Annotated in this window: 21 protein-coding genes and 2 pseudogenes; 15 read left to right on the forward strand and 8 right to left on the reverse strand. The window is 74.0% G+C overall.

Translation table 11 applies throughout. The features are described from left to right. Window position 1: 1 nt before the first annotated feature. Window positions 2-1,022: pseudogene (locus tag UK82_RS37340) on the reverse strand (AMP-binding protein); the annotation flags it as partial. Between the two features lie 39 nt (window positions 1,023-1,061). On the opposite strand from UK82_RS37340, the gene UK82_RS11505 reads away from it, so the two are divergent. Together UK82_RS11505 and UK82_RS11510 are read left to right on the forward strand one after the other, a co-directional pair. Next, window positions 1,062-1,709, forward strand: a complete 648-nt coding sequence (locus tag UK82_RS11505) for a cysteine hydrolase (protein ID WP_044885801.1) — start codon at window positions 1,062-1,064, stop codon at window positions 1,707-1,709. A 241-nt stretch (window positions 1,710-1,950) separates the two neighbouring features. Beyond that, window positions 1,951-2,946 (forward strand): VOC family protein, encoded by a 996-nt coding sequence (locus UK82_RS11510; protein ID WP_044885802.1) that lies wholly within the window; start codon window positions 1,951-1,953, stop codon window positions 2,944-2,946. Window positions 2,947-2,982: 36 nt separating this feature from the next. Here UK82_RS11510 and UK82_RS11515 read toward each other — a convergent pair whose 3' ends face one another. The 4 genes from UK82_RS11515 to UK82_RS11530 form a co-directional block, all read right to left on the reverse strand. Further along, entirely contained in the window at window positions 2,983-3,609 is a 627-nt protein-coding gene (locus UK82_RS11515; RefSeq protein ID WP_236705797.1) for a TetR/AcrR family transcriptional regulator, read from the reverse strand. A gap of 78 nt (window positions 3,610-3,687) precedes the next feature. Next, a complete protein-coding gene (locus tag UK82_RS11520; RefSeq protein ID WP_044885804.1) occupies window positions 3,688-4,695 on the reverse strand; it encodes an acyl-CoA dehydrogenase family protein in 1,008 nt (335 codons plus the stop codon). Next, a complete protein-coding gene (locus UK82_RS11525; RefSeq protein ID WP_082121950.1) occupies window positions 4,692-5,915 on the reverse strand; it encodes an acyl-CoA dehydrogenase family protein in 1,224 nt (407 codons plus the stop codon). The genes UK82_RS11520 and UK82_RS11525 overlap by 4 nt, the downstream gene beginning before the upstream one ends. After that, the gene (locus tag UK82_RS11530) at window positions 5,912-6,718 is read right to left on the reverse strand and encodes an enoyl-CoA hydratase/isomerase family protein (RefSeq protein ID WP_044885805.1); all 807 of its coding nucleotides are present in this window, start codon (window positions 6,716-6,718) and stop codon (window positions 5,912-5,914) included. Before UK82_RS11530 ends, UK82_RS11525 begins: the two co-directional genes overlap by 4 nt. Before the next feature lie 474 nt (window positions 6,719-7,192). Between UK82_RS11530 and UK82_RS11535 the strand changes: the two genes are divergently transcribed. The 3 genes from UK82_RS11535 (at window position 7,193) to UK82_RS11545 (ending at window position 9,411) form a co-directional block, all read left to right on the forward strand. Then, complete coding sequence (locus UK82_RS11535; RefSeq protein WP_044885842.1) at window positions 7,193-7,690, forward strand: Zn-ribbon domain-containing OB-fold protein; 498 nt, start codon at window positions 7,193-7,195, stop codon at window positions 7,688-7,690. Continuing rightward, a complete protein-coding gene (locus UK82_RS11540; protein WP_044885843.1) occupies window positions 7,687-8,874 on the forward strand; it encodes a thiolase family protein in 1,188 nt (395 codons plus the stop codon). The genes UK82_RS11535 and UK82_RS11540 overlap by 4 nt, the downstream gene beginning before the upstream one ends. A 63-nt stretch (window positions 8,875-8,937) precedes the next feature. Beyond that, window positions 8,938-9,411 (forward strand): MaoC family dehydratase, encoded by a 474-nt coding sequence (locus UK82_RS11545; RefSeq protein WP_044885806.1) that lies wholly within the window; start codon window positions 8,938-8,940, stop codon window positions 9,409-9,411. Here UK82_RS11545 and UK82_RS11550 read toward each other — a convergent pair. Further along, entirely contained in the window at window positions 9,384-10,589 is a 1,206-nt protein-coding gene (locus tag UK82_RS11550) for a CoA transferase (protein WP_055407076.1), read from the reverse strand. The two genes, UK82_RS11545 and UK82_RS11550, sit on opposite strands and share 28 nt — an antisense overlap. Before the next feature lie 199 nt (window positions 10,590-10,788). Between UK82_RS11550 and UK82_RS11555 the strand changes: the two genes are divergently transcribed. Continuing rightward, a complete protein-coding gene (locus UK82_RS11555) occupies window positions 10,789-12,426 on the forward strand; it encodes a class I adenylate-forming enzyme family protein (RefSeq protein WP_055407077.1) in 1,638 nt (545 codons plus the stop codon). Between the two features lie 76 nt (window positions 12,427-12,502). Here the strand turns inward: UK82_RS11555 and UK82_RS11560 are convergent, their stop codons facing one another. Next, window positions 12,503-13,156: a TetR/AcrR family transcriptional regulator gene (locus UK82_RS11560; protein ID WP_082121951.1), complete on the reverse strand. Its 654-nt coding sequence runs from the start codon at window positions 13,154-13,156 to the stop codon at window positions 12,503-12,505. A gap of 270 nt (window positions 13,157-13,426) precedes the next feature. On the opposite strand from UK82_RS11560, the gene UK82_RS11565 reads away from it, so the two are divergent. The 4 genes and pseudogenes from UK82_RS11565 to UK82_RS41465 form a co-directional block, all read left to right on the forward strand. Next, window positions 13,427-14,644, forward strand: coding sequence for an amidohydrolase family protein (locus UK82_RS11565; protein ID WP_044885809.1), 1,218 nt, complete (start codon window positions 13,427-13,429; stop codon window positions 14,642-14,644). A gap of 4 nt (window positions 14,645-14,648) precedes the next feature. After that, window positions 14,649-15,584 carry an LLM class F420-dependent oxidoreductase gene (locus tag UK82_RS11570; protein WP_044885845.1) on the forward strand — a complete coding sequence of 312 codons (936 nt, stop codon included), beginning with the start codon at window positions 14,649-14,651 and terminating at the stop codon, window positions 15,582-15,584. After that, window positions 15,581-16,705, forward strand: a 1,125-nt coding sequence (locus tag UK82_RS11575; protein ID WP_236705798.1) for an amidohydrolase family protein, incomplete at its 3' end; no start/stop codon positions are given. The genes UK82_RS11570 and UK82_RS11575, both read left to right, overlap by 4 nt. Before the next feature lies 1 nt (window position 16,706). Continuing rightward, a pseudogene (locus tag UK82_RS41465) lies at window positions 16,707-16,795 on the forward strand (hypothetical protein); the annotation flags it as partial. On the opposite strand, the gene UK82_RS11580 reads toward UK82_RS41465, so the two are convergent. Beyond that, window positions 16,773-17,840 (reverse strand): Rieske 2Fe-2S domain-containing protein, encoded by a 1,068-nt coding sequence (locus UK82_RS11580; protein WP_044885811.1) that lies wholly within the window; start codon window positions 17,838-17,840, stop codon window positions 16,773-16,775. The pseudogene UK82_RS41465 and the gene UK82_RS11580 overlap by 23 nt on opposite strands. A 302-nt stretch (window positions 17,841-18,142) precedes the next feature. Between UK82_RS11580 and UK82_RS11585 the strand changes: the two genes are divergently transcribed. From UK82_RS11585 to UK82_RS11605, 5 genes are all read left to right on the forward strand, one after another. Further along, complete coding sequence (locus UK82_RS11585; protein WP_044885812.1) at window positions 18,143-19,240, forward strand: acyl-CoA dehydrogenase family protein; 1,098 nt, start codon at window positions 18,143-18,145, stop codon at window positions 19,238-19,240. Beyond that, window positions 19,237-20,289 carry an acyl-CoA dehydrogenase family protein gene (locus UK82_RS11590; RefSeq protein ID WP_055407079.1) on the forward strand — a complete coding sequence of 351 codons (1,053 nt, stop codon included), beginning with the start codon at window positions 19,237-19,239 and terminating at the stop codon, window positions 20,287-20,289. The genes UK82_RS11585 and UK82_RS11590 overlap by 4 nt, the downstream gene beginning before the upstream one ends. A gap of 68 nt (window positions 20,290-20,357) precedes the next feature. After that, the gene (locus UK82_RS11595; RefSeq protein ID WP_044885814.1) at window positions 20,358-20,816 is read left to right on the forward strand and encodes a Zn-ribbon domain-containing OB-fold protein; all 459 of its coding nucleotides are present in this window, start codon (window positions 20,358-20,360) and stop codon (window positions 20,814-20,816) included. After that, complete coding sequence (locus tag UK82_RS11600; RefSeq protein WP_044885815.1) at window positions 20,803-21,954, forward strand: thiolase family protein; 1,152 nt, start codon at window positions 20,803-20,805, stop codon at window positions 21,952-21,954. Before UK82_RS11595 ends, UK82_RS11600 begins: the two co-directional genes overlap by 14 nt. A gap of 73 nt (window positions 21,955-22,027) precedes the next feature. Next, the gene (locus tag UK82_RS11605) at window positions 22,028-23,200 is read left to right on the forward strand and encodes an acetyl-CoA hydrolase/transferase C-terminal domain-containing protein (RefSeq protein WP_055407093.1); all 1,173 of its coding nucleotides are present in this window, start codon (window positions 22,028-22,030) and stop codon (window positions 23,198-23,200) included. Window positions 23,201-23,788: the final 588 nt, after the last annotated feature.

Consider the following 23,788-nt stretch of genomic DNA (forward strand, 5'->3'; position numbering starts at 1 on the left):
NCGCGGTGCAGCTCGCGGGGCAGCCCGGAGGTGATCACCTCGGTCTGGCCGTACAGGTTGAGGAAGCCGGTGTCCGGCATGGCGGCGAGCGCCGCAGCCAGCGTCGGCGCCGTGATGGGCGCGGCCGAGTAGACGATGGAGCGCACCCCGCGCAGCGCCCCCACCGGCGCCGGGTCGGCCACCCCTGGCCCCGCCCCGGCCTCGGTCAGCACCGCCTGCAGCATGCTCGGCGCCAGGTGCAGCACGGTGATGCCGTCGGCCGGCACCGTGGCCAGCAGCGCCGCCGGCTCGAACTGCCGGTGCAGCACCGCGGTCCCGCCGCGAGCGTGCAGGCCGAAGGCCATCGCCATCGCGCCGATGTGGAACAGCGGCATCACCAGCAGGATCCGGTCGTCGCTGCCGGTGCGCATCTCGACGTTCATCGTCTGGCCGACGCGGAACATCTCCCGCTGGCCCATGATGCAGCCCTTCGGCCGGCCGGTGGTGCCGCTGGTGTAGATCAGGCAGGCGATGTCGTCGGGCCGGGCGGCGAACGGCAGCGCGTCGTCGAGCGCGGCGTCGCGGAACTCCGCCAGCCCCACGACCTCGCCGCCCGCGCTGCCCGCGGCCGGGTCGTCGAGGCGGACGACCAGCTCGAGGCCGAGCTCCGCGCGCAGCGCCGCCACGATCGGCAGGAACTCGGCGTCGACGAAGATCGCCCGAGGCTTCGCGTCGGTGAGGATCCGGGCGATCTCGGGCGCCGCGAGGCGGAAGTTGACGGTTGCGATGACGAGGCCGCTGAGCTGCCCGGCGGCCAGCACCTCGCCGAAGGCGATGCTGTTGCGACCGAGCAGGGCCACCCGGTCCTGGCGGCGCAGGCCGGCCCGGGCGAGGGCCGCCGCGATGGCCGTCGCGCGACGCAGCAGCTCACGATGGGTGACGCTGCGCCCCTCGTACAGGTAGGCGGGAACGTCGCCGAACCGCTCCGCATTGCGGTGCAGGATGTCGGCGAGGCAGGGATCCGGGATGTGTTTCGTCGGCACGGGCTACTCCGTCGAAGCTCCGAGCGTTAATGTTTGACGATGATGTCAAACAACGACACTCCGGGCAAGCGCCCCCCGCGGCCGATCGACCCCCGGACCAGCGCGGTCGTCCTGGTGGAGTGCCAGAACGGGGTGCTCGGCCCGGACTCCATGCTGCCGGCGCTCGCGGCCGACTCGGCCGACATCCGCGACGGCCTGCGCCGGCTGGTGACCGCCGCGCGGTCCGCCGGTGCGCTCGTCGTGCACGCCACGTTCGAGGGCTGGCTGGGTTCCACCGACCCCGGGACCGCGCCGCTGTGGCGGACCGCCGCCCAGAGCAGCAAGGACTGGGGCCCCGGCCACCCGGCCACCCAGGTCGTGCCCGACCTGCTCGACCCCACCGACCTGATCATCCCGCGCCACCACGGCCTGTCGCCGACCTGGGGCACCGAGCTGCTGCCGGTCCTGCGCGGGCACCGGGTGGACACGGTCGTCATCGCCGGCGTCTCGCTGAACGTCGCGATCCCGCTCGGGGTGGGGGAGGCCGTCCACGAGGGCTTCCGCGTCATCGTCCCGCGCGACGCGGCCGCGTCGACCCCGGCCGAGTACGGCGAGCAGATTCTGGCGAACACCATCGCCATGCTCGCCCGCGTCACCACGGTCGACGACATCGCCGCCTCCTGGGCCGCCGCCACCGCCGCCGTCTGAGCTGCCGGGCTGTCTGAGCTGCCGGGCCGGGCTGACGCCGCGGGGCAGCCCGAGCCGGGTTCGGGACAAGTGTTGGCGGAAGTGTCAACTTTGGCTAGGGTCAGGCGGAGCCCGATGGCCGCGGTGCCGGGCCCGTGACGGTCCGCCGAGCGTCACCGCGTAGCCCTACCGAACGTGACCGCACCGCCGGACCGGCCGTGGTCCCCGCGGCCGATCCGGCTCCCCTTCCCGGAGGCGCCCCATGACCACCAGCACCGAGTCGACGGCGAGCGGCGCCCCGGCGCCGTCGCCGGCCGGCGACCCGGCCCAGTCGGCCCGCCCGGCCCACCACGCCCACGCCGTGCTCCACTGCAACCTCAACACCGTCGACGTCGACCGCTCCGCCGCCTTCCACCTGGCGCTGTTCGCCGGCGAGCCGCGGATGCGTTCGATCAGCACCGACGGCGACACCGCCACCATGGGCCTGGGCACCGGCACCGCCAGCGTCACCACGTTCCTCTACGACCTGCGCGGCCCGCGCTCGGCCCCCGCCGTCGAGCTGGTCGGCTGGACCAGGCCGCACACCACGCCCGCCACCGCCGACCAGCGGCCCACCGGGTTCTCGGCGCTGGGCTACCGCGTCGAGTCCCTGCGCATCATCACCGCGCGCCTGGAGGCCACCGGCGTCGAATTCACGCCGGTGCCCGAGGGCCTGGCGGTCCGCGGCGCCGTGCGCCCGGCGCTGCGGCTGACCGATCCCGACGGTGCCGTCATCGAGGTCGTCGAGATCCCCGCCGCCCCCGGCGACCCGCGCCGGCTGCCGCTGCTGTCCCACGAGCGGATGCGCTGCACCGACCTCGAGCGCACCATCGCCTGGTACACCGGGATCGGCTGGACGGTGCGCGACCGCGGCGAGAGCCCCGCGGGACCCACCGCGTCGCTGGTGCTGCCCGAGGACCCCACGTTCTCCCTGGAGTTCATCCAGCAGCCCGCGCCCGCCGGCGCCACGGCGACGCCGCCGGCCAACGTCCAGGGCCTGTACCGGATCGCGCTCGCGGTGGAGGACGTCCGCGAGGCGCACGCCTCGCTCGTCGCCGACGGCGCGCTCGGCGACGTCGACGACCCGGTGGTCATGCCGATGCCGGACACGCCGACCGGCGGCTTCACGGTGCTGTTCCTGCACGACCCGGACGGTGCCGTCGTCGAGTTCGTCGACCGCCCCCGCTCGGCGGTGCGCCGCCCCACCGAACCTGCCTGACCCCGGCGGCGGGCAGCCGGCCGGACGGGGGCCGGCTCAGCCGGGGTGGATCGTGGCGACGAGCAGGGCCGCGGCCTCGGCGATGATGTCGGCCTCGTCCATCCGGATCTCGGTGGCCCGGATCTTGTACCAGCAGCGGTCGAGCATCGCGAGCACGACCAGGCCGACCGCCTCCGGCGAGCCGGCGGGATCGCGCTGGCGGGCGTGCAGCAACTCGCCGAGCTTGCGGGCGACGCGGATCTGCGTGCGGTGGGAGTCGTTGCGGAAGGCCGCGTCCGTCGGCGCGGACAGCATCGCGGCCAGCGCGAAGGCCCCGTGCTGATCGAGATGGGTGAAGTAGAGCCGGATCCACTCCTCGACGGCGGCGGCCGGCCAGTCGTCGGGCACCGCGGTGAGCCGGGCGACGACGGCGAGGCTGGACTGGTATCCGGCCCGCCCGAGCTCGGCGAAGATCTCCCGCTTGTCCCGGAAGTAGGTGTAGAACCCGGCGCGCGAGATGCCGCACGCCTCGGTGATGTCGGCGACGCTGGTGCCCGCGTAACCGTGGCGCAGGAACAGCCCGCGGGCGGTGTCGACGATGACCTGACGGGTGCGCGCGGCGCGCGGTCCGAGGTCCGCCGCCGCGGCGGGGACGCGCTGTCGGGGGGTGTCGGACGGTTGCATGGCATTCATCTCGGCGCGTCGACCCTGCCGCCGTGGCCGGCGGCCGCACGGGGCGACCGCCGGCCACGGCGGCGGTGATCAGATCGCGACGACCGGTTCGAGCTCGGCGCCGGCGAGCAGCTCGGTGCCGAGCTGCTCGGCCAGGGTGCGGTGGTCGCCGAGCAGCAGGTCGAGCGCGGCGGTCCGGGCGACGAAGCGGTGCAGCTCGCTCTCCAGCGACAGCCCCATCGCGCCGCAGACCTGCACGGCATGGCGCATGACCTCGGCCTGGGCGAGCCCGGCCCGCAGCTTGACCAGCCGCGCCGCCCAGGCGCCGCCGTCGGCCTGCCCCGCGCTGCCCCAGGCCACCGTCAGCTCGGAGCGCAGCGACTCGACCGCCACGTGCGCCTCGGCGAGCCGGTGGCGCACGGCCTGGAAGGTCGCGATGGACCGGCCGTACTGGACCCGGGCCGAGGTGTGCGCGACCGCGATCGCGAGCGCCGCCTCGCAGCCACCGATGATCTCGGCGGCGAGCGCCCGGCGCCCGGCGGCCACCGCGCGGGTCCACGCGTCGCCGGCCGGGGTGGCGGGGCCCGCCGGTCCCGCCGGCGCCGCGGAGACGGTGAGCCAGCCCGCGGCGGTGTCGAAGCCGCGCACCGGCTGTGCGGCCGCCGCGACCAGGTCGGCCGGCAGGATCCGCAGCGTGGCGCCGGCGGTGTCGCCCGCGTCGGCCGGGTCGAGGGCGGTCGGGACGACGACCTCGGCGATGCCGTCGAGGCCGCCGAGCAGCAGCCCGGTCAGCGGCCCGCGCGGGTCGGCCGGGTGGTCGGAGTGCAGCGGGTAGAGCAGCGCCCGCGGGCCGGTCGCGGCGGGCAGACCGCCGGCGAGCTCGGCGAGCAGGACGTCGTCGAGGACGCGGGAGTGGGCCAGCGCCCGCCCGTGCTCGGTGAACAGCAGGGTGGTGGCGCGGGCCGGGTCGTCGGCGAGCACGTCGGCCCAGCCGAGCTCCGCCAGCGCCGCGGTGAGGTCGCCGCCCTCGGCGAGCACCTCGCGCAGGGAACCCGCCAGCAGCTCGGCGGTGGCGTCGTCGAGTCCCGGAGTGGTCACTTCGCCTCCTTCGGCAGGCCGAGGACGTGATCGGCGATGATCGTGCGCTGGACCTCGGCGGAGCCGCCGAGGATCGTCGCCGAGCGGGAGAACCACCACTCGTTGCGCCAGGCCCTGACCTCGTCCGTGGCCCCGAGGACGAACTCGGTGCCCAGCAGGTCGCGGGCGAGGTCGAACAGGGAGATCTCGACGGTGGCGAGCAGCACCTTGTCGACGCTGGCCTCGGGGCCGACCGTGTCGCCCGCGGCGAGCCGGCGCACGGTGCCGGCGCTGCGGGCGCGCAGCGCGATGATCTGCTCGTAGACGGAGCCCAGGCGCGCGGCCGAGCCGTCGGGCAGCCGGGCGCCGGCGGCGAGCCGGGTGGCGACCTGCCCGCGCAGGTCACGCAGCCGGCGCAGCGCGTCGGCGGCGCTGAGCCAGGCGTACATCGCCCGCTCCCACTGCAGCAGGTACATCGCGACGGCCCAGCCCTTGCCCTCGTCGCCCACGAGGTTGGACGCCGGGACCACGGCGTCGTCGAAGAACACCTCGGCGAGCTCGTTCTCGCCGCTGGCCAACGCGATCGGCCGGATGGTGACGCCCGGCGTGTCCGCGTCGAGCATGATCATGGACAGGCCGCGGTGGCGGGATTCCGGGGTGCCGGTGCGCACCAGGCACACCAGCCGGCTCGAGGTCGCGCCGTGGCTGGTCCACAGCTTCGACCCGGACAGGATGTAGGTGTCGCCCTCGCGCCGCGCGCGGCAGCGCAGCGACGCCAGGTCGCTGCCGGCCTCCGGCTCGGAGAAACCCTGCCCCCACCACTCCTCGCCGCGCAGGTAGGCCGGCAGGTAGGCGGCGGCGAGCTCGGGGGCGAAGTGCACCACCGGCGGCCCGAGGGTCTCCAGCATCAGGTGCGGCGCGGGGATCGGCAGCCCGGCGGCGGCGAGGCCGTCGTAGAGGACGGCGCGGTGGCGCTCGTCCCCGCCGAGCCCGCCGGCCGACTCCGGCCAGCCGTAGCGGTTCCAGCCGGCGCGGAACAGCACACCCATGAGCAGGCCGTGGTCGGCGATGCGCTCCTCGGTGTTCGGGTAGTGCCGCCCGCGCCACCGGTCCAGCGCCGGCTCGCTCGCCAGCCACGCGCGCAACCCGCGGGCGTAGGCGTCGAGGTCGTCGCGCAGGACCGCAGGATCGGTCACCGCCGCCTCGGCGGCCGTCGTGGTGGTGGCCGCCGTGGTGGTCATGAGGGGCGTCCCGCCGCGGCCGCGCGGGCCTTGGAACGCTCGAGGAAGCTGCGCACGAGCGCCTGGTGCTCGGGGGTGTCGAAGGAGGCGAACTCCTCGCCGAGGGCGTACTCCAGCACGCCGGCCACGGCCCGCTTGATGTGCATGTTCAGCGCCCGCTTGGTGCTCTGCACGGCCTGCGGCGGCTGGGCGGCGAGCTTGTCGGCGACCTTCAGCGCCTCGTCGAGCAGCTCCGCGTCGGGCACCACCCGGTTGGCCAGGCCCAGCGAGACGGCCTGGTGGGCGGGGATGCGCTCGGAGGTCAGCAGGTACTCCTTGGCGCGCAGCATGCCCATGAGCAGCGGCCAGGTCGGCGCGCCGCCGTCGGCCGCGGTCAGCCCGACGCCCACGTGCGGGTCGGAGATGAACGCGCTCTCGGCGAGCAGCACGATGTCGCTGCACACCGCGAGGTTGCAGCCGAGGCCCACCGCGGCGCCGTTGACCGCGGCCACCACCGGCAGCGGGAAGTCGACCATCTCGTTGAGCAGCCGGCGGGCGCCGTCGATCTCGGCGCGGCGCAGCTCACGGTCCTCCCACAGCTCGACGAAGTGCTGGAAGTCGCCGCCGGCGCTGAACGCCCGGCCCGCTCCGGTCAGCACGACCGCGCGCGCGCCCGGGTCCTCCGCCAGGTGCCGCCACACCCTGACCAGGGCGTGGTGCAGCGCCTCGTTCGTCGCGTTGAGCGCCTCCGGCCGGTTCAGGGTGACGAGGCGGACTGGACCCCTCTCCTCGATGAGCAGCTCCGGCGCGAACGGGTTGTCCATCAGTTCTCCTGTCGGTCCTGCTGTGCGCCTGCGATACGTCTGAAAGGTCTGTAGGTCCGCAGTGGGCCCGCGGCTTGCCGTGCCGCCCGCCGCGCGGAGCCGGGCCGCGGCGGACGCGTCCGCGGCCGGCTGCCGCCGCGTCGTCGGGTGGGCTACCAGGCCCGGCGCCCAGCCGTCGGGTGGTGGGCGTCCGGGAAGCCTCCGGCCGGCCTTCGTCCGCCGGGGGTGAATCTCCCGTCAACTGCCCGCTACCCTGCCTGGGAACGCCACCGGTGGTGCGCCACCCCGGCCATGAGACCGTTGTTTGACGGAAATGTCAAGTTCTCCTAGGGTGCTCCTGGTGGCGGCGTCAGCCGCCCCCGAGGTCCACTGTGGGACCTGCGGACGGCGGCATCGAGGGCGCCGTCCGACGAGCGCGCGGCCCGGCCGGTGCCGTCGACCGCGACGGCGCCGGGGGCCGTGGGAGGAGGCGGCGTGACGGATACGAGTTCCCCGGCACCAGCGAGTTCCCCGGCGTACGTGCGGCCCGAGCGGCGGCTGCTGCCGCAGCCGACCGCCGAGTCGGCGGCGTTCTGGACCGGCGGGCGCGACGGTCGGCTGCTGATCAGCCACTGTCGGGGCTGCGGACATTTCTTCCACCCCCCGGGCCCGGTGTGCTGGCGCTGCCGCAGCACCGACGTCGGCCCGGAGCCGGTCTCCGGCCGGGCGACGGTGGCCGCCTACACGATCAACCGCCAGCCGTGGATCCCCGGCTACCCGCCGCCGTACGTGGTGGCGATGGTGGAGCTCGCCGACGAGCCGGACGTCCGCCTCATCACCAACATCGTCGACGTCCCGCTCGACGAGGTGCGCGTGGGCCTGGAGGTAGAGGTGTTCTTCGAACAGTGGCCGGCCGAGCCCGGTCCGGATGACTCGCCGGTGTGGCTGCCGCTGTTCCGGCCGGCCGCGGCGACGGTCGGGGGTGCGCGATGAGCGGCGGGCCGTTCGACGGCAAGGCGGTCATCACCGGGGCCGGCAAGTCCCAGGTCGGCCGGCGCCTCGGCCGCACCGGGCTGGACCTGACCATCGAGGCGGTGACCCGGGCGATCGCCGACGCGGGCCTGTCGGTCGACGACATCGACGGCATCGCCAGCTACCCGGGGCCCGGCGTGCCGGACCTGGGCTTCTCCGGGGCCACCATCACCGAGGTCCGCAACGCCCTCGGCCTGCGCAGCCGCTGGTACCTGTCCTCGACGGAGACCGCCGGGCAGATCGGCCCGGCGATCGAGGCGTGCATGGCCGTCACCCTGGGGCTGGCCAACCACGTCGTCGTCTACCGCTCGGTGTGGGAGTCGACCGCGCAGGCCGGCGCCGGCCGGGCGTCGGTGCTGTTCGGCGGTGGGGCGGTGTCGGGGCACCTGGAGTACACGGGGCCCTTCGGCGCGCTGTCCGCGGCGAACTGGCTGTCCATGCCCGCGCAGCGCTACATGCACGACTTCGGCCTCACCCGCGAGCAGCTCGCCGCGATCCCGCTCAACGCCCGCGCCAACGCCGGGCTCAACCCGGACGCGATCTACCGCGACCCGCTCACCCTCGACGACTACCTCAACGCCCGGATGATCTCCGAGCCGCTGTGCCTGTTCGACTGCGACGTGCCCTGCGACGGGGCGACCGCGGTCATCATCTCCCGGCGCGACGCCGCGGCCGGGCTGCCGCACCACCCGCTGACGGTGGAGTCGGTCGGCACCGGGATGTTCGAGCGGGCCACCTGGGACCAGCGCGTCGACGTCACCACCATGGCGGCGCACGACGTGGCCGCCACCCTGTGGGAGCACACCACCCTGCGTGCCTCCGACGTCGATCTCGCCCAGCTCTACGACGGGTTCAGCTTCCTGACCGTGATGTGGCTGGAGGCGCTGGGCTTCGCCGAGCATGGCAAGGTCGGGCCGTTCATCGAGGGCGGGGAGCGCATCGCCCTGAACGGGCCGCTGCCGCTGAACACCTCCGGCGGGCAGCTCTCCGGTGGCCGGCTGCACGGCATGGGCTTCCTGCACGAGGCGTGCGTGCAGCTCTGGGGTGAAGGCGGCGAGCGGCAGGCGCCGAACAGCCCCGAGGTCGCCGTGGTGGGCGTCGGCGGCGGCCCCGTCGGCGGCGCGATGCTGCTCAGCACCCGCTGATCAACACCCGCTGATCCACCCGGGGACGACGCCACCGCCACGACGCAGAGGGAGAACGCCCAGATGGAGATCTACCGCAGCGCGGCCGACCTGGAGGCCGCGCTCGGCAGCGAGATCGGCCCCACCGACTGGCTCACCGTGGAGCAGTCGCGGATCGACCTGTTCGCGGACGCCACCGAGGACCACCAGTGGATCCACGTCGATCCCGTACGGGCCGCCGGCGGCCCGTACGGGGCGACGATCGCCCACGGCTTCCTCACCGCCTCGCTGGTGCCGTACTTCATGAACAAGCTGCGGACCATCGAGGGCATCCGGATGGGCATCAACTACGGCCTGGACCGGGTGCGCTTCCCGTCGCCGGTGCGGGCGGGCGCGCGCATCCGCGCCCGCGCGACCCTCATCGACCTGCGCAAGCTCGACGACGGAGCCGTCCAGGTCACCAACCGGGTGACGATCGACGTCGACGGCTCCGCCAAGCCCGGCTGCGTCGTCGAACTGCTGGCCCGGTACTACTTCGCCGACGCCGCCGGTTCCTGAGCCCCCGGTTCGTGAGGCGCCGGTCCGTGGGTCGCCGGTCCGTGGGTCGGCGCGGCCCACTCGCGTAGGACCTCGCCGGTGTGCTGGCCCGCCGTGGGCAGCACACCGGCCTGCGGGGCGCCGCCCGTGGCCGGGTCGTGGGCGGTGCGTGGGGAGGGTGCTGGCACGGTGACCGTCGCGCCCTCCGGGGTGCGCAGCGTGCGCAGGGCCTGCCGGTGGCGCAGGTGCGGGTCCGTCACCACGTCGTGGGCGGTGTTGACCGGCGCTCCGGGCAGTCGCGCGGCGGCGAGGCGTTCCACCGCCTCGGCGCGGTCGAGCCCGCCCGCCCACGTCCGCACCGCCTCGCCGAGCTCCCCGCCGGCGGTCCCGGCCGGCGCGCCGACGACGGCGGCGAGGTCGCGTAGCTGGCGGGGGGTGGACACGCTCACCGCCAGCCAGCCCCCGTCCGCGCAGGCGAACACGTCGCGCAGGGCCGAGCCCGCGAGCCCGCCGCCGAGGCGCCCGGGCGGTGCGGCGCCGGCCGCGACCCCCGCCGCCGCCGACACCAGCGTCGGGCCGACGACGTGCAGCATCGCCTCCACCGGGTTGACGTCGACGACCCGGCCGGGCCCGCCGTTGACCCGCACGTCGTGGCAGGCCGCGGCGACCCCGAAGGCGCCCGCGTAGGCCATCACCGCGTCGCCGAGCGGGACCGAGGGCAGCATCGGCGGGCCGTCCGCGTCGCCGGTCATGTGGGTCAGGCCCGCGAACGCCTCGCCCATCGTCCCGTTGCCCGGCCGTCCCGCGGCGGGGCCGTCGGCGCCGTAACCGCTCACGTGCGCCACGACGAGGCCCGGGTTGACGGCGAGCATCGTGTCGGGATCCAGTCCGCGGGTGGCCAGCCGCGCCGCCGGCTCGTTGACGACGACGACGTGGGCGGCGGCGACCAGGCCCCGCAGCGCCGCCCGCTCGCCCGCGTCGGCCAGGTCGAGGACGACCGACCGCTTGCCCCGTGCGACCAGCGGCCAGAACCCGGTGGCCCGGTAGGCGTCCCCGCCGGGCGGCTCCAGCTTGACCACGTCCGCGCCCTGATCGGCCAGGAGACTCGCGAGCAGAGGCGCGGCATACAGGGACGCGGCGTCGAGCACCCGCAGCCCGGCGAGCGGACCGCCCACGTTCGCATCATCGCGTCGGACCATCCGGTGTCTCCTTCTCCGCCCCGTCGGTGACCGTCGCGGGCAGCCTGCCCCCTGTTGACAGAGGATTCAACTATTTGATGTGGTTGCCCTGGTCAAGGAGAGCACCCGTCCGGCACTGCCGTCACCCACGGACTCCCGCCGCGCCGCCGGAGGCGCGACGGTCTGCTCGCCGGACGCCGCAATCCCCAGGAGGCGCGTCATGACGTCCGTGTCGAGCGAGCAGCCCGCGGCGGGCGGTCTGGCCGCGACCGAGGCGGTGGACCTCGCGCGGGCCGCGGAGCGGTGGCCGTGGCTGCTGACGGCCCCCACGGTCGACGGGTTAGTGGCCCGCCGCGCGCAGGCGACCCCCGACGCACCGATGCTGATCGACGAGCACGACGCGCGGCTGACCTTCGCCGAGTTCGACGCGAAGGTCGACCGGGTCGCGGCGGCGCTGGCGGGCGAGGGCGTCACGGCCGGCACCCGGGTGGCCTGGCAGCTCCCGACGAGGATCAGCACCCTGCTGGTGATGATCGCGCTGCGCCGGCTCGGTGCCGTGCAGGCGCCGGTCATCCCGATCTACCGCGAGCGGGAGGTGGGCGCCGCGCTCGCCGCCGTCGACGCGGAGGTCTTCCTGGTACCGGGGACGTGGCGGGGCACCGACTACACGGCGATCGCCCGGGCGGTCGCCGCCGCCGGCGGGCCCGCGCCCCGGCTGCTGGAGATCGGCCACGACGCACCCGAGGCCGACCCACCCGGCGCGGGCGCGCGTCCGGACCATCGTCCGGACGAGGTGCGGTGGATCTACTTCACCTCCGGGTCCACCGGCATCCCCAAGGGCGCGCGCCACAGCGACGGCACGCTGCTCGCCACCGCGGTGTCCTTCGCCGGCCTGAGCGGTCTCGGCCGGGCGGCGGGGGAGGTCGGCGCGGTCGGCTACCCGGTCGCCCACGTCGGCGGTATCCAGTACCTCATCGCCGCGCTCGCCGCCGGCTTCCCGATCCTGCTGCTCGAGGCGTTCATCCCCGACCAGGCCGTGGAGCTCTTCCGCCGGCACGGTGTCACCGCCACCGGCGGCAGCACGCCGTTCTACACCGCGCTGCTCGACCTCGCCGCCGCCCGCCCGGGCGAGCGGCTGATCCCGACGCTGCGCTCCCTCAAGGGCGGCGGCGCCCCCTGCCCGCCGCACCTGGTCGGCGAGGTGGACCGCGTGCTCGGCGCGGTGCTCGCGCACGACTACGGGATGACGGAGGTGCCGATGGTGGCGGTGGCCGCCATCGCCGACCCGCCCGACGTGCTGGCCGCCACCGACGGCCGACCGGTGCCGGTCAACCGGCTGCGCTTCGTCGACGAGGGCGGCGCGGCCCTCGCGCCGGGCGCCGTCGGCGAGGTGCAGGTCTCCGGTCACGGTGTGTGCCACGGCTACACCGACCCGGAGGCGACCCGGGCGGCGTTCACCGCCGACGGCTGGTTTCGTACCGGCGACCTCGGCCGGCTGGTCCCCTCCGGCCACATCGAGATCGTCGGCCGGCTGAAGGACCTCATCATCCGCAAGGGCGAGAACATCGCCCCCCAGGAGATCGAGGCGCTGCTCGGTCGCCACCCCGACGTGGCCGAGGTCGCCGTGATCGGCCTGCCCGACCCCGATCGCGGCGAGCGTGTCTGCGCCGTCGTCGTCGCCCGGCCCGGACGGCCGGTGCCGTCGCTGGCGCAGCTGTCGGCCTGGCTGCGCGAGGCCGGGCTGATGCGCCAGAAGCTGCCCGAGCAGCTCGAACTGATCGACATCATGCCGCGCACCGGGCTCGGCAAGGTCGCCAAGGCCCAGTTGCGCGCCCGCTACGAGCCGCGCGAGCCCTGACCGGCACAAGGCGGTGGCCGGCACAGAGCGGTGGCCGGCACAGAGCGGTGGCCGGCACAGGGCGGTAGGGCCGGCGTCAGGCGGTCAGGACCGCCATGATGAACCCGGCGATGGTGGCGACGACGTCGGTGTCGTCGACCGGCAGGTGCTGACCGTGGCAGTGGTACCAGGCGCGGTCCATCATCGACTGGACTGCCAGGCCCAGCGCCTCGGGGGCGTCGGTCGGCGTGCGCTGGCGGCCCCGCAGGTGGACCCCGAGCAGCCAGACCACGCGCAGTTCCATCTTGGTGCGCGCGCTGCCGACGGCCTGGTCGCCGGGGCCGGACTGGGCGGACAGGATGAACGCGCCGTGGCGGTCCATGAACGCGAAGTACTGCCACACCCACGTTGCGACGTCCGCGTGGGTGCACGGGCGCGGCATGGCCTCCCACAGGGCTATGACCTGCAGGATCTCGTGGTAGGTGGCCTCGCCCAGGGTGTCGAAGATCTCCCGCTTGTCGCGGAAGTACGTGTAGAAGCCGGCGCGGGAGATGCCGCAGGCGTCGGTGATGTTGTTGACCCGGGTGCCCGCGTAGCCGCGCTCCAGGAACAACCGGCGGGACGCGTCGAGGATGAGCCCGCGGGTGCGAGCCGCGCGGCGGCCCATGGTTCTGGGGGCCGCGTCGACCGCATCAGCCGTCTTGGCCGAGTCAATCGCGTCAACCGCATCGACGGCAGGGGGGTCGTCCATGATTCTCTCCAGTGTAGGAGGGCACGCCGCAGCCGGGTCTGACGGACCTGTCGAAGCCGGCGCCCGCCGACGGCTGAAGCGACCTGGCGGCGTCCCACATGTCCGTGTCAGCTACGTTCCGACAAAGTTGACAGTTTCGTCAAGTCGGCTTACTGTTGCCTCGCGCAGCAGTACCCGAGACAGCACCGAGGTGGCGAAAGCCCGGTCGCCCACGGTCGACGGCACGTGACGCCGACGGCGAGTTCCCCCGGGCAGCGAGGAGCAGCAGCCGTGACGCAGTTCACCGACGCGCCGATCTTCGACGCCGACCAGCACATGTACGAGACCCCGGACGCGCTCACCCGGCACCTGCCGGAGCGCTACCGGCGCGCGGTGCAGTTCGTGCAGGTCGGCCGGGCGACCAGGATCGCGATCAAGGGAAAGATCACCGACTACATCCCGAACCCGACGTTCGACCGGGTGGCGGCGCCCGGTGCCTGGGAGAAGTTCTTCTCCGGCCAGAACCGCGAGGGCCAGTCGCTGCGGGAGATGACCGGACGGGCCATCGAGTCCCGCCCGTCATTCCGCGAGCCCGCCCCGCGCCTGGTGGAGATGGACGCCCAGGGTGTCGAGGAGGCGCTGGTCTACCCGACGCTGGCGAACCTGGTCGAGCACTCCGCCGCCGAGGACCCCGAGCTCGTCGTCGCGATGATCCACGCGCTCAACCGCTGGATGCTCGACACCTGGGGCTACACCCACGCCGACCGGCTGTTCATGACGCCGGTCATCAGCTGCGCCCTGGTCGACGACGCCCGCCGCGAGCTCGACTACGTCCTGGAGAACGGGGCGAAGGTCGTCCTGATCAAGCCGGCGCCGGTCAAGGGCCTGCGGGGCTGGCGCTCCCCGGCGCTGCCGGAGTTCGACCCGTTCTGGGCGGACGTCGAGCGCGCCGGCATCCCGGTGGTGCTGCACTCCAGCCAGCCGCCGTTGGACGACTACATCAACCGGTGGGAGCCGCCGGACTCCAACGACTTCACCGAGATGAGTGCCTTCCGCTGGGTGACGCTCGGTCACCGCGAGATCGCCGACATGCTCACCAGCCTGATCTGCCACGGCACGTTCACCCGGTTCCCGAAGCTGCGCGTCGCCAGCATCGAGAACGGCAGCGCCTGGATCCACCCGCTGTTCGACGACCTGGAGTCCGCCTACGGCAAGATGCCGCAGGCGTTCCCCGAGCACCCGCTGGAGGTGTTCCGCCGCAACGTGTGGGTCAGCCCGTTCTGGGAGGGCTCCGTGGCCGACGTGATCTCCACGGTCGGCTGGGACCGGGTGCTGTTCGGCTCCGACTTCCCGCACCCGGAGGGCCTCGCCGAGCCGCGCGGCTACTACGCCTACGCCGAGGGCATGGACGAGAAGCGCACCCGCGACTTCATGGGTGACAACGCGCGGCGGCTGCTCGGCCTGCCGGTGCGCGACCCCGCCGGTGACCGGACCCCGGTCGCGGTCTGACGCCGTGGAGCTCAACTACCAGTTCCCGACCCGTGCGGTGAAGCACTGGGAGCGGTGGATCGGCGAGCGTGACCTCGCCGACGTGGCGGTCGCCGCCGAGGAGAGCGGATTCGACATCGTCTCCACGACGGACCATCCCTTCCCGTCCAGCGCGTGGATCGACGGCGGCGGCCACCACTCCTTCGACCCGTTCGTGTCGCTGGCGTTCATGGCGGCGGTGACCCGGCGCGTGCGCCTGCTGACGTTCATCCTCGTCGCCGGCTACCGCAACCCCTACCTGACCGCGAAGTCCACGGCCAGCCTCGACCTGCTCTCCGGCGGTCGGCTGATCGTGGGCATGGGCGCCGGGTACCAGAAGCCCGAGTTCGACGTGCTCGGCGCGCAGTTCGACGGCCGCGGCGGCCGGTTCGACGCGGCCATCGCCGCGATGCACGCCGCCTGGACGGGTGAGGTCGTCGAGCGCGACGACCCGTACTTCCCGGCGTCGGGCCACGTCATGCTGCCCCGGCCGGCGCAGCGCCCCGGCCCGCCGATCTGGATCGGCGGCAACAGCAAGGCGGCGATGCGCCGGGTCGCCGAGGTCGCCGACGGCTGGCTGCCCTTCGAGCAGCCCGCGCAGATGGCGGAGATCACCACCACCCCGAGCCTGGCCGCCGACGAGATCGGCGAGCGGATCGCCACCCTGCGCGAGCTGCGCGTGGCGGCGGGCCGCCCGTCCACCTTCGATGTCTGTTTCACCCCGCAGGTCAGCCGGGATCCGGCGCGCGCCGCCGAGTCGCTCGCGGCCGCCGCCCCCGGGTACGCGGCCGCGGGCGTCACGCACCTGTCGGTCGAGTCGCACGCCCGCAGCATCGACGACTGCCTGGCCGAGATCGAGCTGTTCGGCAAGGCCCTCGCGCCCCCGCCCCCCCACGCTCCAGAACGAGGAGAGAGTTCATGACCACCCTGGCAGCCCCCGGCGACGCGGCCGTGCTCCCGTCGCTGGGCTACCCGCTCTACGACGCCGACCAGCACTACTACGAGACGGCCGACGCGCTCACCCGCCACCTGGCGCCCGAGTACAAGCGGCTGATCAAGATTCTGCAGACGCCCGACGGCCGGACCCGGATGGTGATCAACAACAAGCTCTACACCACCAACCCGGACCCGACGTTCCCGACCGTCGCCGCCCCCGGCGTGTTCGAGCAGTACTTCCGCAGCAACAACACCGAGGGCCGGGAGTTGGCGGCGTTCGTCGGCAGGCTGCAGGAGAGCCAGCCCGAGTACACCGATCGCGACGCGCGCATCGCCAAGCTCGACGAGCAGGGCGTCGCCGCGACGATCATGCTGCCGACGGTTGGGGTCGCCGTCGAGGGGCTGCTCACCGACAAGCCCGATGCGCTGCACGCCATCATCGAGGCGTTCAACCGGTGGATCGAGGACGAGTGGGGCTACTCGTACCAGGACCGCATCATCTCGACGCCGGTGCTGTCGCTGGCCGACCCCGACCTGGCCGTCAAGGAGCTGGAGCGGGTGCGCGACGCCGGCGCGCGGATCGTCGTGCTGGTGCCGGGCCCGGTCCGCGCCGGCGCGATCACCCGCTCCCCGGGCAACCCGGTCTTCGACCGGTTCTGGGCGACCGCGGCCGAGGCCGGCATCGTCGTGTCGTACCACACCGGTGAGGCCGGCTACGAGTGGGTCGCCGAGAAGTGGGGCGAGGGCGCCTTCGAGGGCCTGCGCACCACGCCGCTGCCCGAGATCATGCAGCTCCACGTCGAGCGGCCCATCCAGGACACCATCGCGGCGCTGGTCGGCCACGGCGTGTTCGAGCGGCACCCGGCGCTGAAGGTCGCCACCATCGAGGCCGGCTCCACCTGGGTGCTCGACCTCGTCCGCCGGATCCGCAACGCCTACGGCAAGATCCCGCAGAAGTTCGCCGTCGACCCGGTGGAGAGCTTCCGCGAGCACGTCTGGGTCGCGCCGTTCTACGAGGACGACCTGCTCGCGCTCAAGGACGCCCTCGGCATCGGGCACATCATCTTCGGTTCGGACTGGCCGCACCCGGAGGGTCTGCCGACCCCGNCCGCCTTCGCCCGCGACGCCGCCGTGCTCTCCGACGAGGACCGCAAGCTGATCCTGTCGGACAACCTCAAGTCCCTGCTGCAGCTCTAGCAGCTCCCTCCGGCACGGCGGCAGTCCTGCGGGCCTCGGGGCTGACCGCCGCGTCCGGGTAGAACTGCGCGGACCAGCTTCGCAGCGCGCGGAACCCGCGGGCCTCCTCGGTCGCCAGCGCCGGCGCGTCGAGGAAGGTCTGGTTGGCCCAGATGACGATGTCGTCAGGTAGCGCCAGCTTGGCGTCGGCCAGGCGCCGCTCGTAGGTCCCGTCGGCGAGGTCGCCGGCGAGCTCGTCGATCCAGTAGGTCGCGAAGATCTCCGTGCGGCCGTCCTCGACCGGCGTGGTGTTGATCGAGATGACCCGGACGCCCTCGCCCATGTGCTCGACGTTGACGCTGACGCCGGGGCCGGACCAGAGGATCTCGATCGTGTTCGCGGTGTCGGTGCGTACCCGACCCTCGGCGTCGCGGGCGTGCTGCGCCCAGCCGCGGCCGAAGCCGACCCGCGACCACCACTGCGCTCCCTCCACCCGCTCCTCGAGCACCACCGGGCTGGCCGCGGTGTGGTGGACGAACCGGAAGTGGTGCGGGTCGACGACGTTCTCCAGCACCATCTGCGGGTGGGCGCGCAGGTCGCGGAAGTGCTGGCGGCCCTCGACGCCGGCCGGGTGGAAACGCCGGCTCGCCGCGTGCGGGGCGTCGCCGAGCGCGTCGGGGACGTCCCACAGCGGTTCCCGGCCGGCCGCGTCGTGCCAGACGTAGATCGTCTCGTTGCGTTCGACCGTCGTCCAGGTCCCCAGCTTCGGGCCGCGGTTGGGCCGGTCCTGGTAGGGGATCGACACGTTGCGTCCCTCGGGGCTCCACACCCAGCCGTGGAACGGGCAGCGGATGCCCTCGTCGACGACGCAGCCGCCGTGGGCCAGGCTCGCGCCGAGATGCCGGCAGTACCGGTCGTGGACGCGGACCACGCCGTCGCGGCCCCGGTAGGCGACGAGGTCCCGGCCGAAGTACCGCAGCGGGACGACCTGCTCCGGGCCGATGTCGACCGACCACGCCACCTGGAACCACCCGGTCAGCGCCAGGTCCAAACCATGCAGTTTCATCGCCGCGACCTCCGCGTTCTCCCGGCCTGCGGGATCTCTCAGAATGAGTGCACCCTACGGGGAACGGCATTCCCAGACAAGTCGGCGGATGTCGAGCGGCACGCCGGGGCCCGTCCGCGCCGGCCCGGCGGCCAGCGCACCGGTTTACTTCTGACGAAATCGTCAACTACGATGTGCGGGCTGGATCGCACCCCCCGGGCCGCGGTGCGAAGCATCCCGCCGACATCGGTGCGGGCGCCGTCCCGCGGCGGCTGCGCACCCGGAGGAACCATCATGATCGTCGTCCGCGACGAGGTCGGCTGATGGCCGATCCCCACGACAAGCTGCGCCGAGAGGTCCGCGCGTTCGTCGCCGCGGCCGGCATCGTGCCGCGCAACGACAGCTGGTTGCGTGGCTACGACCCCGACTTCACCCGCGCGCTGGGCCGCCACGGCTGGATCGGCATGACCTGGCCGACCGAGTACGGCGGCGGCGGGCGGTCGAACACCGAGCGGTTCGTCGTCACCGAGGAGCTGCTGCGCGCCGGCGCGCCGGTCACCGCGCACTGGACGGCCGACCGTCAGATCGGCCCGACGATCCTGCGGGTCGGCACCGAGGGCCAGCGCGCCGAGATCCTGCCGAAGATCTGCCGCGGCGAGGTCGTCGTCGGCCTGGGCCTGTCCGAGACCGAGGCCGGCTCGGACCTCGCGGCCGTGCGCACCCGGGCGACGGCCATCGACGGCGGCTGGTCGATCACCGGGGCGAAGGTGTGGACGACCTCCGCGCACCACGCCACCCACCTGTACATCCTCGCCCGCACCGGCGAGGGGGCGTCCAAGCACGAGGGCCTGACCGAGTTCCTCGTCGACGCCGACACCCCCGGCATCACCGTACGGCCCATCCTCGACCTCGTCGGCGAGCACCACTTCAACGAGGTGATCCTCGACGACGTGCACGTGCCCGACGACCGCGTCCTCGGCACGGTCGGCGCCGGCTGGAAGCAGGTCACCGAGCAGCTCGCCTTCGAGCGCGGCGGGGTGGAGCGCTACCTGAGCACCTATCCCGTGCTCGCCGCGATGATCCGCACGGTCGCGCGCCATCCCGACCGGGCCGCGACCGAGCGCCTCGGCGAGCTGGCCGCGCGCCTGACCGCGCTGCGCCAGCTCGGCCTGCAGCTCGCCGGCGCCCTCGACCAGGGCGAGGCGCCGGTGCGCCTGGCGGCGGGGCTCAAGCTCGCCGGCACCCGGTTCGAGAAGGACGTCGTGGAGACCGCCCGGTACGTCCTCGACGTCTGCGAGGGCGACGCCGAGGCCCACCGGCTGCTCGTCGACGGCCTGGCCGTCGTGCCCGGCGCGTCGATCCGCGGCGGCTCGTCGGAGGTCCTGTACACCGTCATCAGCCGGGCGGAGCTGCCACGATGATCTTCGATGCCGATCTGCGCCCCGTCGTCGACGACGTGCTCGGGGCGAACACCGACACCGCCCCCGGCGAGCTGTGGGCGCTGCTGACCGAGCTCGGCTGGCCGGTCGTCGGCGTGGCCGAGGACGACGGCGGCGCCGGCGGGGATCTCGCCGCGGTCGCCGAGCTCGCCGCGGGTGTCGGCCGCCACGCCGCCGCCGTCCCGCTGATCGAGACCGGCCTGGCCGCCTGGGCGCTGGCCGCCGCCGGGCTGCCCATCACCGCGACCGCCGAGCGCGCCGCGCTGGCGCTGGCCCCCACCGGCACCGTCGAGGCCCGCCGCGACCCGGCTGCCGGCGACGAGGCGGGCGACTGGGTCCTCGACGGCACCGTCCCGCGGGTGCGCTGGCTGCCCGAGGTGCCCACGGTCGTCCTCGTCGTCGAGCAGGCCGACGCCACCGTCGTCGCCGTCCTCGACGCCACAGCCGCCGCCGCAGCCGCCACAGCCGAACGCGACCTGGCCGACGAGCCGTCGGGGACGCTACGCCTCGACGGGGTGCGGCTGCCCGCCGACCGCGTCGCCGTGGCCCCCGCGGGGCTCGCCGGGGACGTGCTCGACCGCGTCGCGGTGCTGCGCGCCGCGGCGATCTCCGGCGCCGTCGAGCGGGCCTGCGCGCTGACGAAGGACCACGTCACCACCCGCCAGCAGTTCGGCCGGCCGCTGTCGGCGCTGCCCGCGGTGCGCCAGCTCGTCGCCGGCCTCGCCGTCGAGCGCGACCTGCTCGACGCGGCGCTCACCGTCGCGGTGACCCGTCCCGGTCGCGGCACGGCGGCGGCGGTGCGCGCGGTGGCCGCCCGGACCGCCGGGACGGTGGCCACCGACACCCACCAGCTGCACGGCGCGATCGGCATCACCCAGGAGTACCCGCTGCACCTGGTGACCCGCCGGCTGTGGTCGTGGCGCGACGACGAGGGCACGCAGCGGCGCTGGGAGCGGCTGCTCGGTGACGAGGTGGTCCGCACCGGTTCGGACGAACCGCTGTGGGCGCTGGTCACCGGCGCGTCTGTCTGACGGCTCGACCGCTCGACCCGCGCACAGGCTCGACGCGCACAGGCTCGAAGGCTCGAAGGAGAGTGGGAATGGCACAGCAGGTACCCCTGGCCGAGGATCTTTTCACCTGGCCGGCGGAGGAACCCGCCCTGATCGGCGGTCGATCGTCGGACGGCAAGATCGTCTTCCCGTATCGCAGCCACAAGCTGGTCGGGGGCGTCAACGAGGAGCTGGAGCGGGTGGAGCTGCCGCGCCGCGGCACGCTGTGGACGTTCACCGGCCAGCGGTTCCGCCCGCCGTCCCCGCCGTACGCCGGCGATGACACGCCGAAGACGTTCGAGCCGTTCGCGGTCGGCTACATCGAGCTGCCCGGCGCGCTGCGGGTCGAGGCCCGGCTCACCGAGGCCGACCCCGACAAGCTGCACATCGGCCAGGAGATGGAACTGCGCATCGTCCCGTTCGGCACCGACGCCGACGGCAACCAGACCTTGATCTACGCGTTCGCCCCGGTCGGGGCCGAGGAGGGACACGGCGATGGCTCCGAGTGACGTTGCGATCATCGGCACGGGCCTGCACCCGTTCGGGCGCTACCCCGGCAAGTCGGCGCTGGAGATGGGCGAGGACGCCGTCATCGAGGCCCTCGCCGACGCCGGTGTCGAGTGGTCGGCCATCCAGGCGCTGTACGCGGGCAGCATGGAGGTCAAGAACCCCGAGGCGATCGTCGGGCTGCTGGGCCTGACCGGTGTGCCGGGCCGGGCGGTGTTCACCGGCTGCGCGACGGGCGCGACGTCGCTGGCGATGGCGGCGAACGCCATCCGCCTCGGCGACGCCGACATCGCGATCGCCATCGGTCTGGACAAGCACCCCCGCGGCGCGTTCTCCGACCACCCGTCGGTCTCCGGCCTGCCCGGCTGGTACGGCGAGGCCGGCCTGTTCCTCACCACGCACTTCTTCGGCATGAAGATCAACCGCTACATGCACGACTTCGGCATCACCCCGATCACGCTGGCCCGGGCGGCGGCGAAGGCGTTCCGTAACGGCGCGGCGAACCCGCGGGCGTGGCGGCGCACCCCGATGACCGAGGAGCAGATCCTCGAGTCGCAGTACCTGAACTACCCGCTGACCCAGTACATGTACTGCTCGCCGGACGAGGGCGCCGCCGCGGTCGTGCTCGCCCGCGCGGACCTGGCGTCGAAGTACACCGACAAGCCGATCTACCTGCGTGCCAGCACCCTGTTCTCCCGCCGCGAGGGCGCCTTCGAGCTGCTCAGCCCGTCGCTGCCGCTGGAGACGGCGCCGAGCCCCACCGTCTTCGCCGCGCAGGCCGCCTACGAGCAGGCCGGCATCGGTCCCGAGGACGTCGACGTCGCCCAGCTCCAGGACACCGACGCCGGCTCGGAGATCATCCACCTGGCCGAGAACGGTTTCTGCAAGGACGGCGAGCAGGAGACGCTGCTGGCCGAGGGCGCCACCGAGATCGGCGGGAAGCTGCCGGTCAACACCGACGGCGGCCTGCTCGCCAACGGGGAGCCGGTCGGCGCCTCCGGGTTGCGTCAGATCCACGAGCTGGTCACCCAGCTTCGCGGCCGCGCCGGAGACCGCCAGGTCGCCGGCACCCCGCGGGTCGGCTACGCCCACCTCTACGGCGCCCCCGGCACCGCCGCCGTCACCATCCTGTCCACCTGAGCTGGACCCGATTGCGAGGGTGATGGCGTGAGCGTCGGTGCTGGCGTGAGGACGTGGGCGTGAGGACGTGGGCGTGAGGGTCGAGAGCGGGAAGCTGGCGGAGCTCGTCGAGCCGGGCAGCCGGGTGGCGCTGGCCGACGGGATCGGCGCGCCGCGCGCGGTGTCCGGCGAGCTCGCCGCCGCGGCCGCCGCGGCGGGCGGGGTGCGGCTGCTGCTCGGCTGGCTGCCCGTCGCCGACCGCGAGCTCGACCTCGCCGCCTTCGCCGACGTCCGCGCGGTGATGTCCGGCTGGGGGCTGCGCCGCCCGGTGGACGACGGTCGGGTGCGGGCGTTGCCGGTGCGGCTGTCGGCGGTGCCGGCGCTGCTGCACGGCCCGCTGCGCCCGGATCTGCTGGTCGCCACGGTCGTGCCGGCCCCCGGCGGCGGGTACGCCTTCGGCACCGAGGTGGCGTGGATGCGCGCCGCGATCGCCGCCGGCGCCCGCGTCGCCGGCGTCGTCGCCCACGCCACCCCGCACTGCGACGCGGGCCCGGCGCTGCCCGCCGACCGGCTCGTCCTGGTGGGGGAGACCGACACCCCGCCGATCGCGCTGGAGTTCAGCGCCCCCGGCGACGAGCACCGGGCGATCGCCGAGCGGATCGCCGCTCTCGTCCCCGCCGGTGCCCGGCTGCAGGTCGGCCCGGGGGCGCTCGGCGTCGCCGTGCTGGAGGCCCTGCGCACCCCCGTGCACATGGACTCGGGCCTGCTGCCCGAGGGCGTCGTCGACCTCGACCGCCGTGGCCTGCTCGCCGGCACCCCCGTGACGACGTACCTGGCCGGTGGCCCCGGCCTGCTGGCCTGGGCGGCGGGCCGCCCGCTGCTGCATCCCATCGAGCACACCCACGACCTGGGCCGGCTGTCCACCGGCCTGCCGTTCGTCGCGGTGAACACCGCGATCGAGCTCGACGAGCAGGCCCAGGTCAACGTGGAGGGCTTCCCCGGTGCGACCGTCGGCGGCGTCGGCGGCCACGCCGACTACGCCGCCGCCGGCGCCCGCTCGCCCGGCGGCCTGTCCATCATCGCGATGCCGGCGACCCACCGCGGCCGCCCCACCCTCGTCGAGCGTCTGTCGGCCCCCGTGAGCACCCCCGGCCACGACGTCGACGTCGTCGTCACCGAGCACGGCACCGCCGACCTGCGCGGCCTCGACCGCCACGAACGCGCCGCCGCCCTCCACCACCTCTGGGACCGCCCGGCGACCCCCTGATCTCCCCGATCATCATCCCGGCTCCAGTCCCGGCGCCGGCTCCGCGGAATCTGAATGACTGTGTCACGTGGTCGTGGGGGCGGCTGTCGGTCGGGTCGGGTGCTCCGCGCCAGGTGCGGGGGAGCGCCTACCCGGGTTCTTCTCGGGATTCGGTGTCCGGTTTGTCGCTGGAGTAGGACCTGGGTGGCCTCGTTCCCATGCGCGCCCCTCGCACCGGCCCATCGACCCCGACCCGGATCGGCAGAGACAACCGAGGCGTCACAGCCGCAGACCGGGATGAGCGGCCCGCTCCGGCAACAGACGAGGACAGCGCGTAGCGCCGGCCGCACCGGAACCGGCGCAGTCATACGCCCGCCCTGCGGCGCGGGCGATGACCGTGACGCGGTTCCGCGGAACACCAAGATCGTCTTGGGGGTGCCGGCTTGGTCGCCGGCTGGGTCGCCGGCTTGGCTTCCAGGCGCCGCTTCCGGACGCTGCTGCCGGGTCTGCTGCCGGCTAGTAGACCGTCGCCACTAATGTTTGGGGTATAGGTGGCGGAGTTTGGTGCGGGCGTCGGCGGTGGTGAAGTGCCAGTGGACTTGGCGCTGG

Source organism: Frankia sp. ACN1ag (assembly GCF_001414035.1).
In the GTDB taxonomy this organism is placed as follows: domain Bacteria; phylum Actinomycetota; class Actinomycetes; order Frankiales; family Frankiaceae; genus Frankia; species Frankia torreyi.

Bases quoted from the DNA above. Each gene is read 5' to 3' on its own strand.
- UK82_RS11505 (WP_044885801.1), top strand. From the start codon at position 1,062: ATGATGTCAAACAACGACACTCCGGGCAAGCGCCCCCCGCGGCCGATC.
- UK82_RS11510 (WP_044885802.1), top strand. From the start codon at position 1,951: ATGACCACCAGCACCGAGTCGACGGCGAGCGGCGCCCCGGCGCCGTCG.
- UK82_RS11515 (WP_236705797.1), bottom strand. From the start codon at position 3,609: ATGCAACCGTCCGACACCCCCCGACAGCGCGTCCCCGCCGCGGCGGCG.
- UK82_RS11525 (WP_082121950.1), bottom strand. From the start codon at position 5,915: ATGACCACCACGGCGGCCACCACCACGACGGCCGCCGAGGCGGCGGTG.
- UK82_RS11530 (WP_044885805.1), bottom strand. From the start codon at position 6,718: ATGGACAACCCGTTCGCGCCGGAGCTGCTCATCGAGGAGAGGGGTCCA.
- UK82_RS11540 (WP_044885843.1), top strand. From the start codon at position 7,687: ATGAGCGGCGGGCCGTTCGACGGCAAGGCGGTCATCACCGGGGCCGGC.
- UK82_RS11545 (WP_044885806.1), top strand. From the start codon at position 8,938: ATGGAGATCTACCGCAGCGCGGCCGACCTGGAGGCCGCGCTCGGCAGC.
- UK82_RS11550 (WP_055407076.1), bottom strand. From the start codon at position 10,589: ATGGTCCGACGCGATGATGCGAACGTGGGCGGTCCGCTCGCCGGGCTG.
- UK82_RS11555 (WP_055407077.1), top strand. From the start codon at position 10,789: ATGACGTCCGTGTCGAGCGAGCAGCCCGCGGCGGGCGGTCTGGCCGCG.
- UK82_RS11560 (WP_082121951.1), bottom strand. From the start codon at position 13,156: ATGGACGACCCCCCTGCCGTCGATGCGGTTGACGCGATTGACTCGGCC.
- UK82_RS11580 (WP_044885811.1), bottom strand. From the start codon at position 17,840: ATGAAACTGCATGGTTTGGACCTGGCGCTGACCGGGTGGTTCCAGGTG.
- UK82_RS11585 (WP_044885812.1), top strand. From the start codon at position 18,143: ATGGCCGATCCCCACGACAAGCTGCGCCGAGAGGTCCGCGCGTTCGTC.
- UK82_RS11590 (WP_055407079.1), top strand. From the start codon at position 19,237: ATGATCTTCGATGCCGATCTGCGCCCCGTCGTCGACGACGTGCTCGGG.
- UK82_RS11595 (WP_044885814.1), top strand. From the start codon at position 20,358: ATGGCACAGCAGGTACCCCTGGCCGAGGATCTTTTCACCTGGCCGGCG.
- UK82_RS11600 (WP_044885815.1), top strand. From the start codon at position 20,803: ATGGCTCCGAGTGACGTTGCGATCATCGGCACGGGCCTGCACCCGTTC.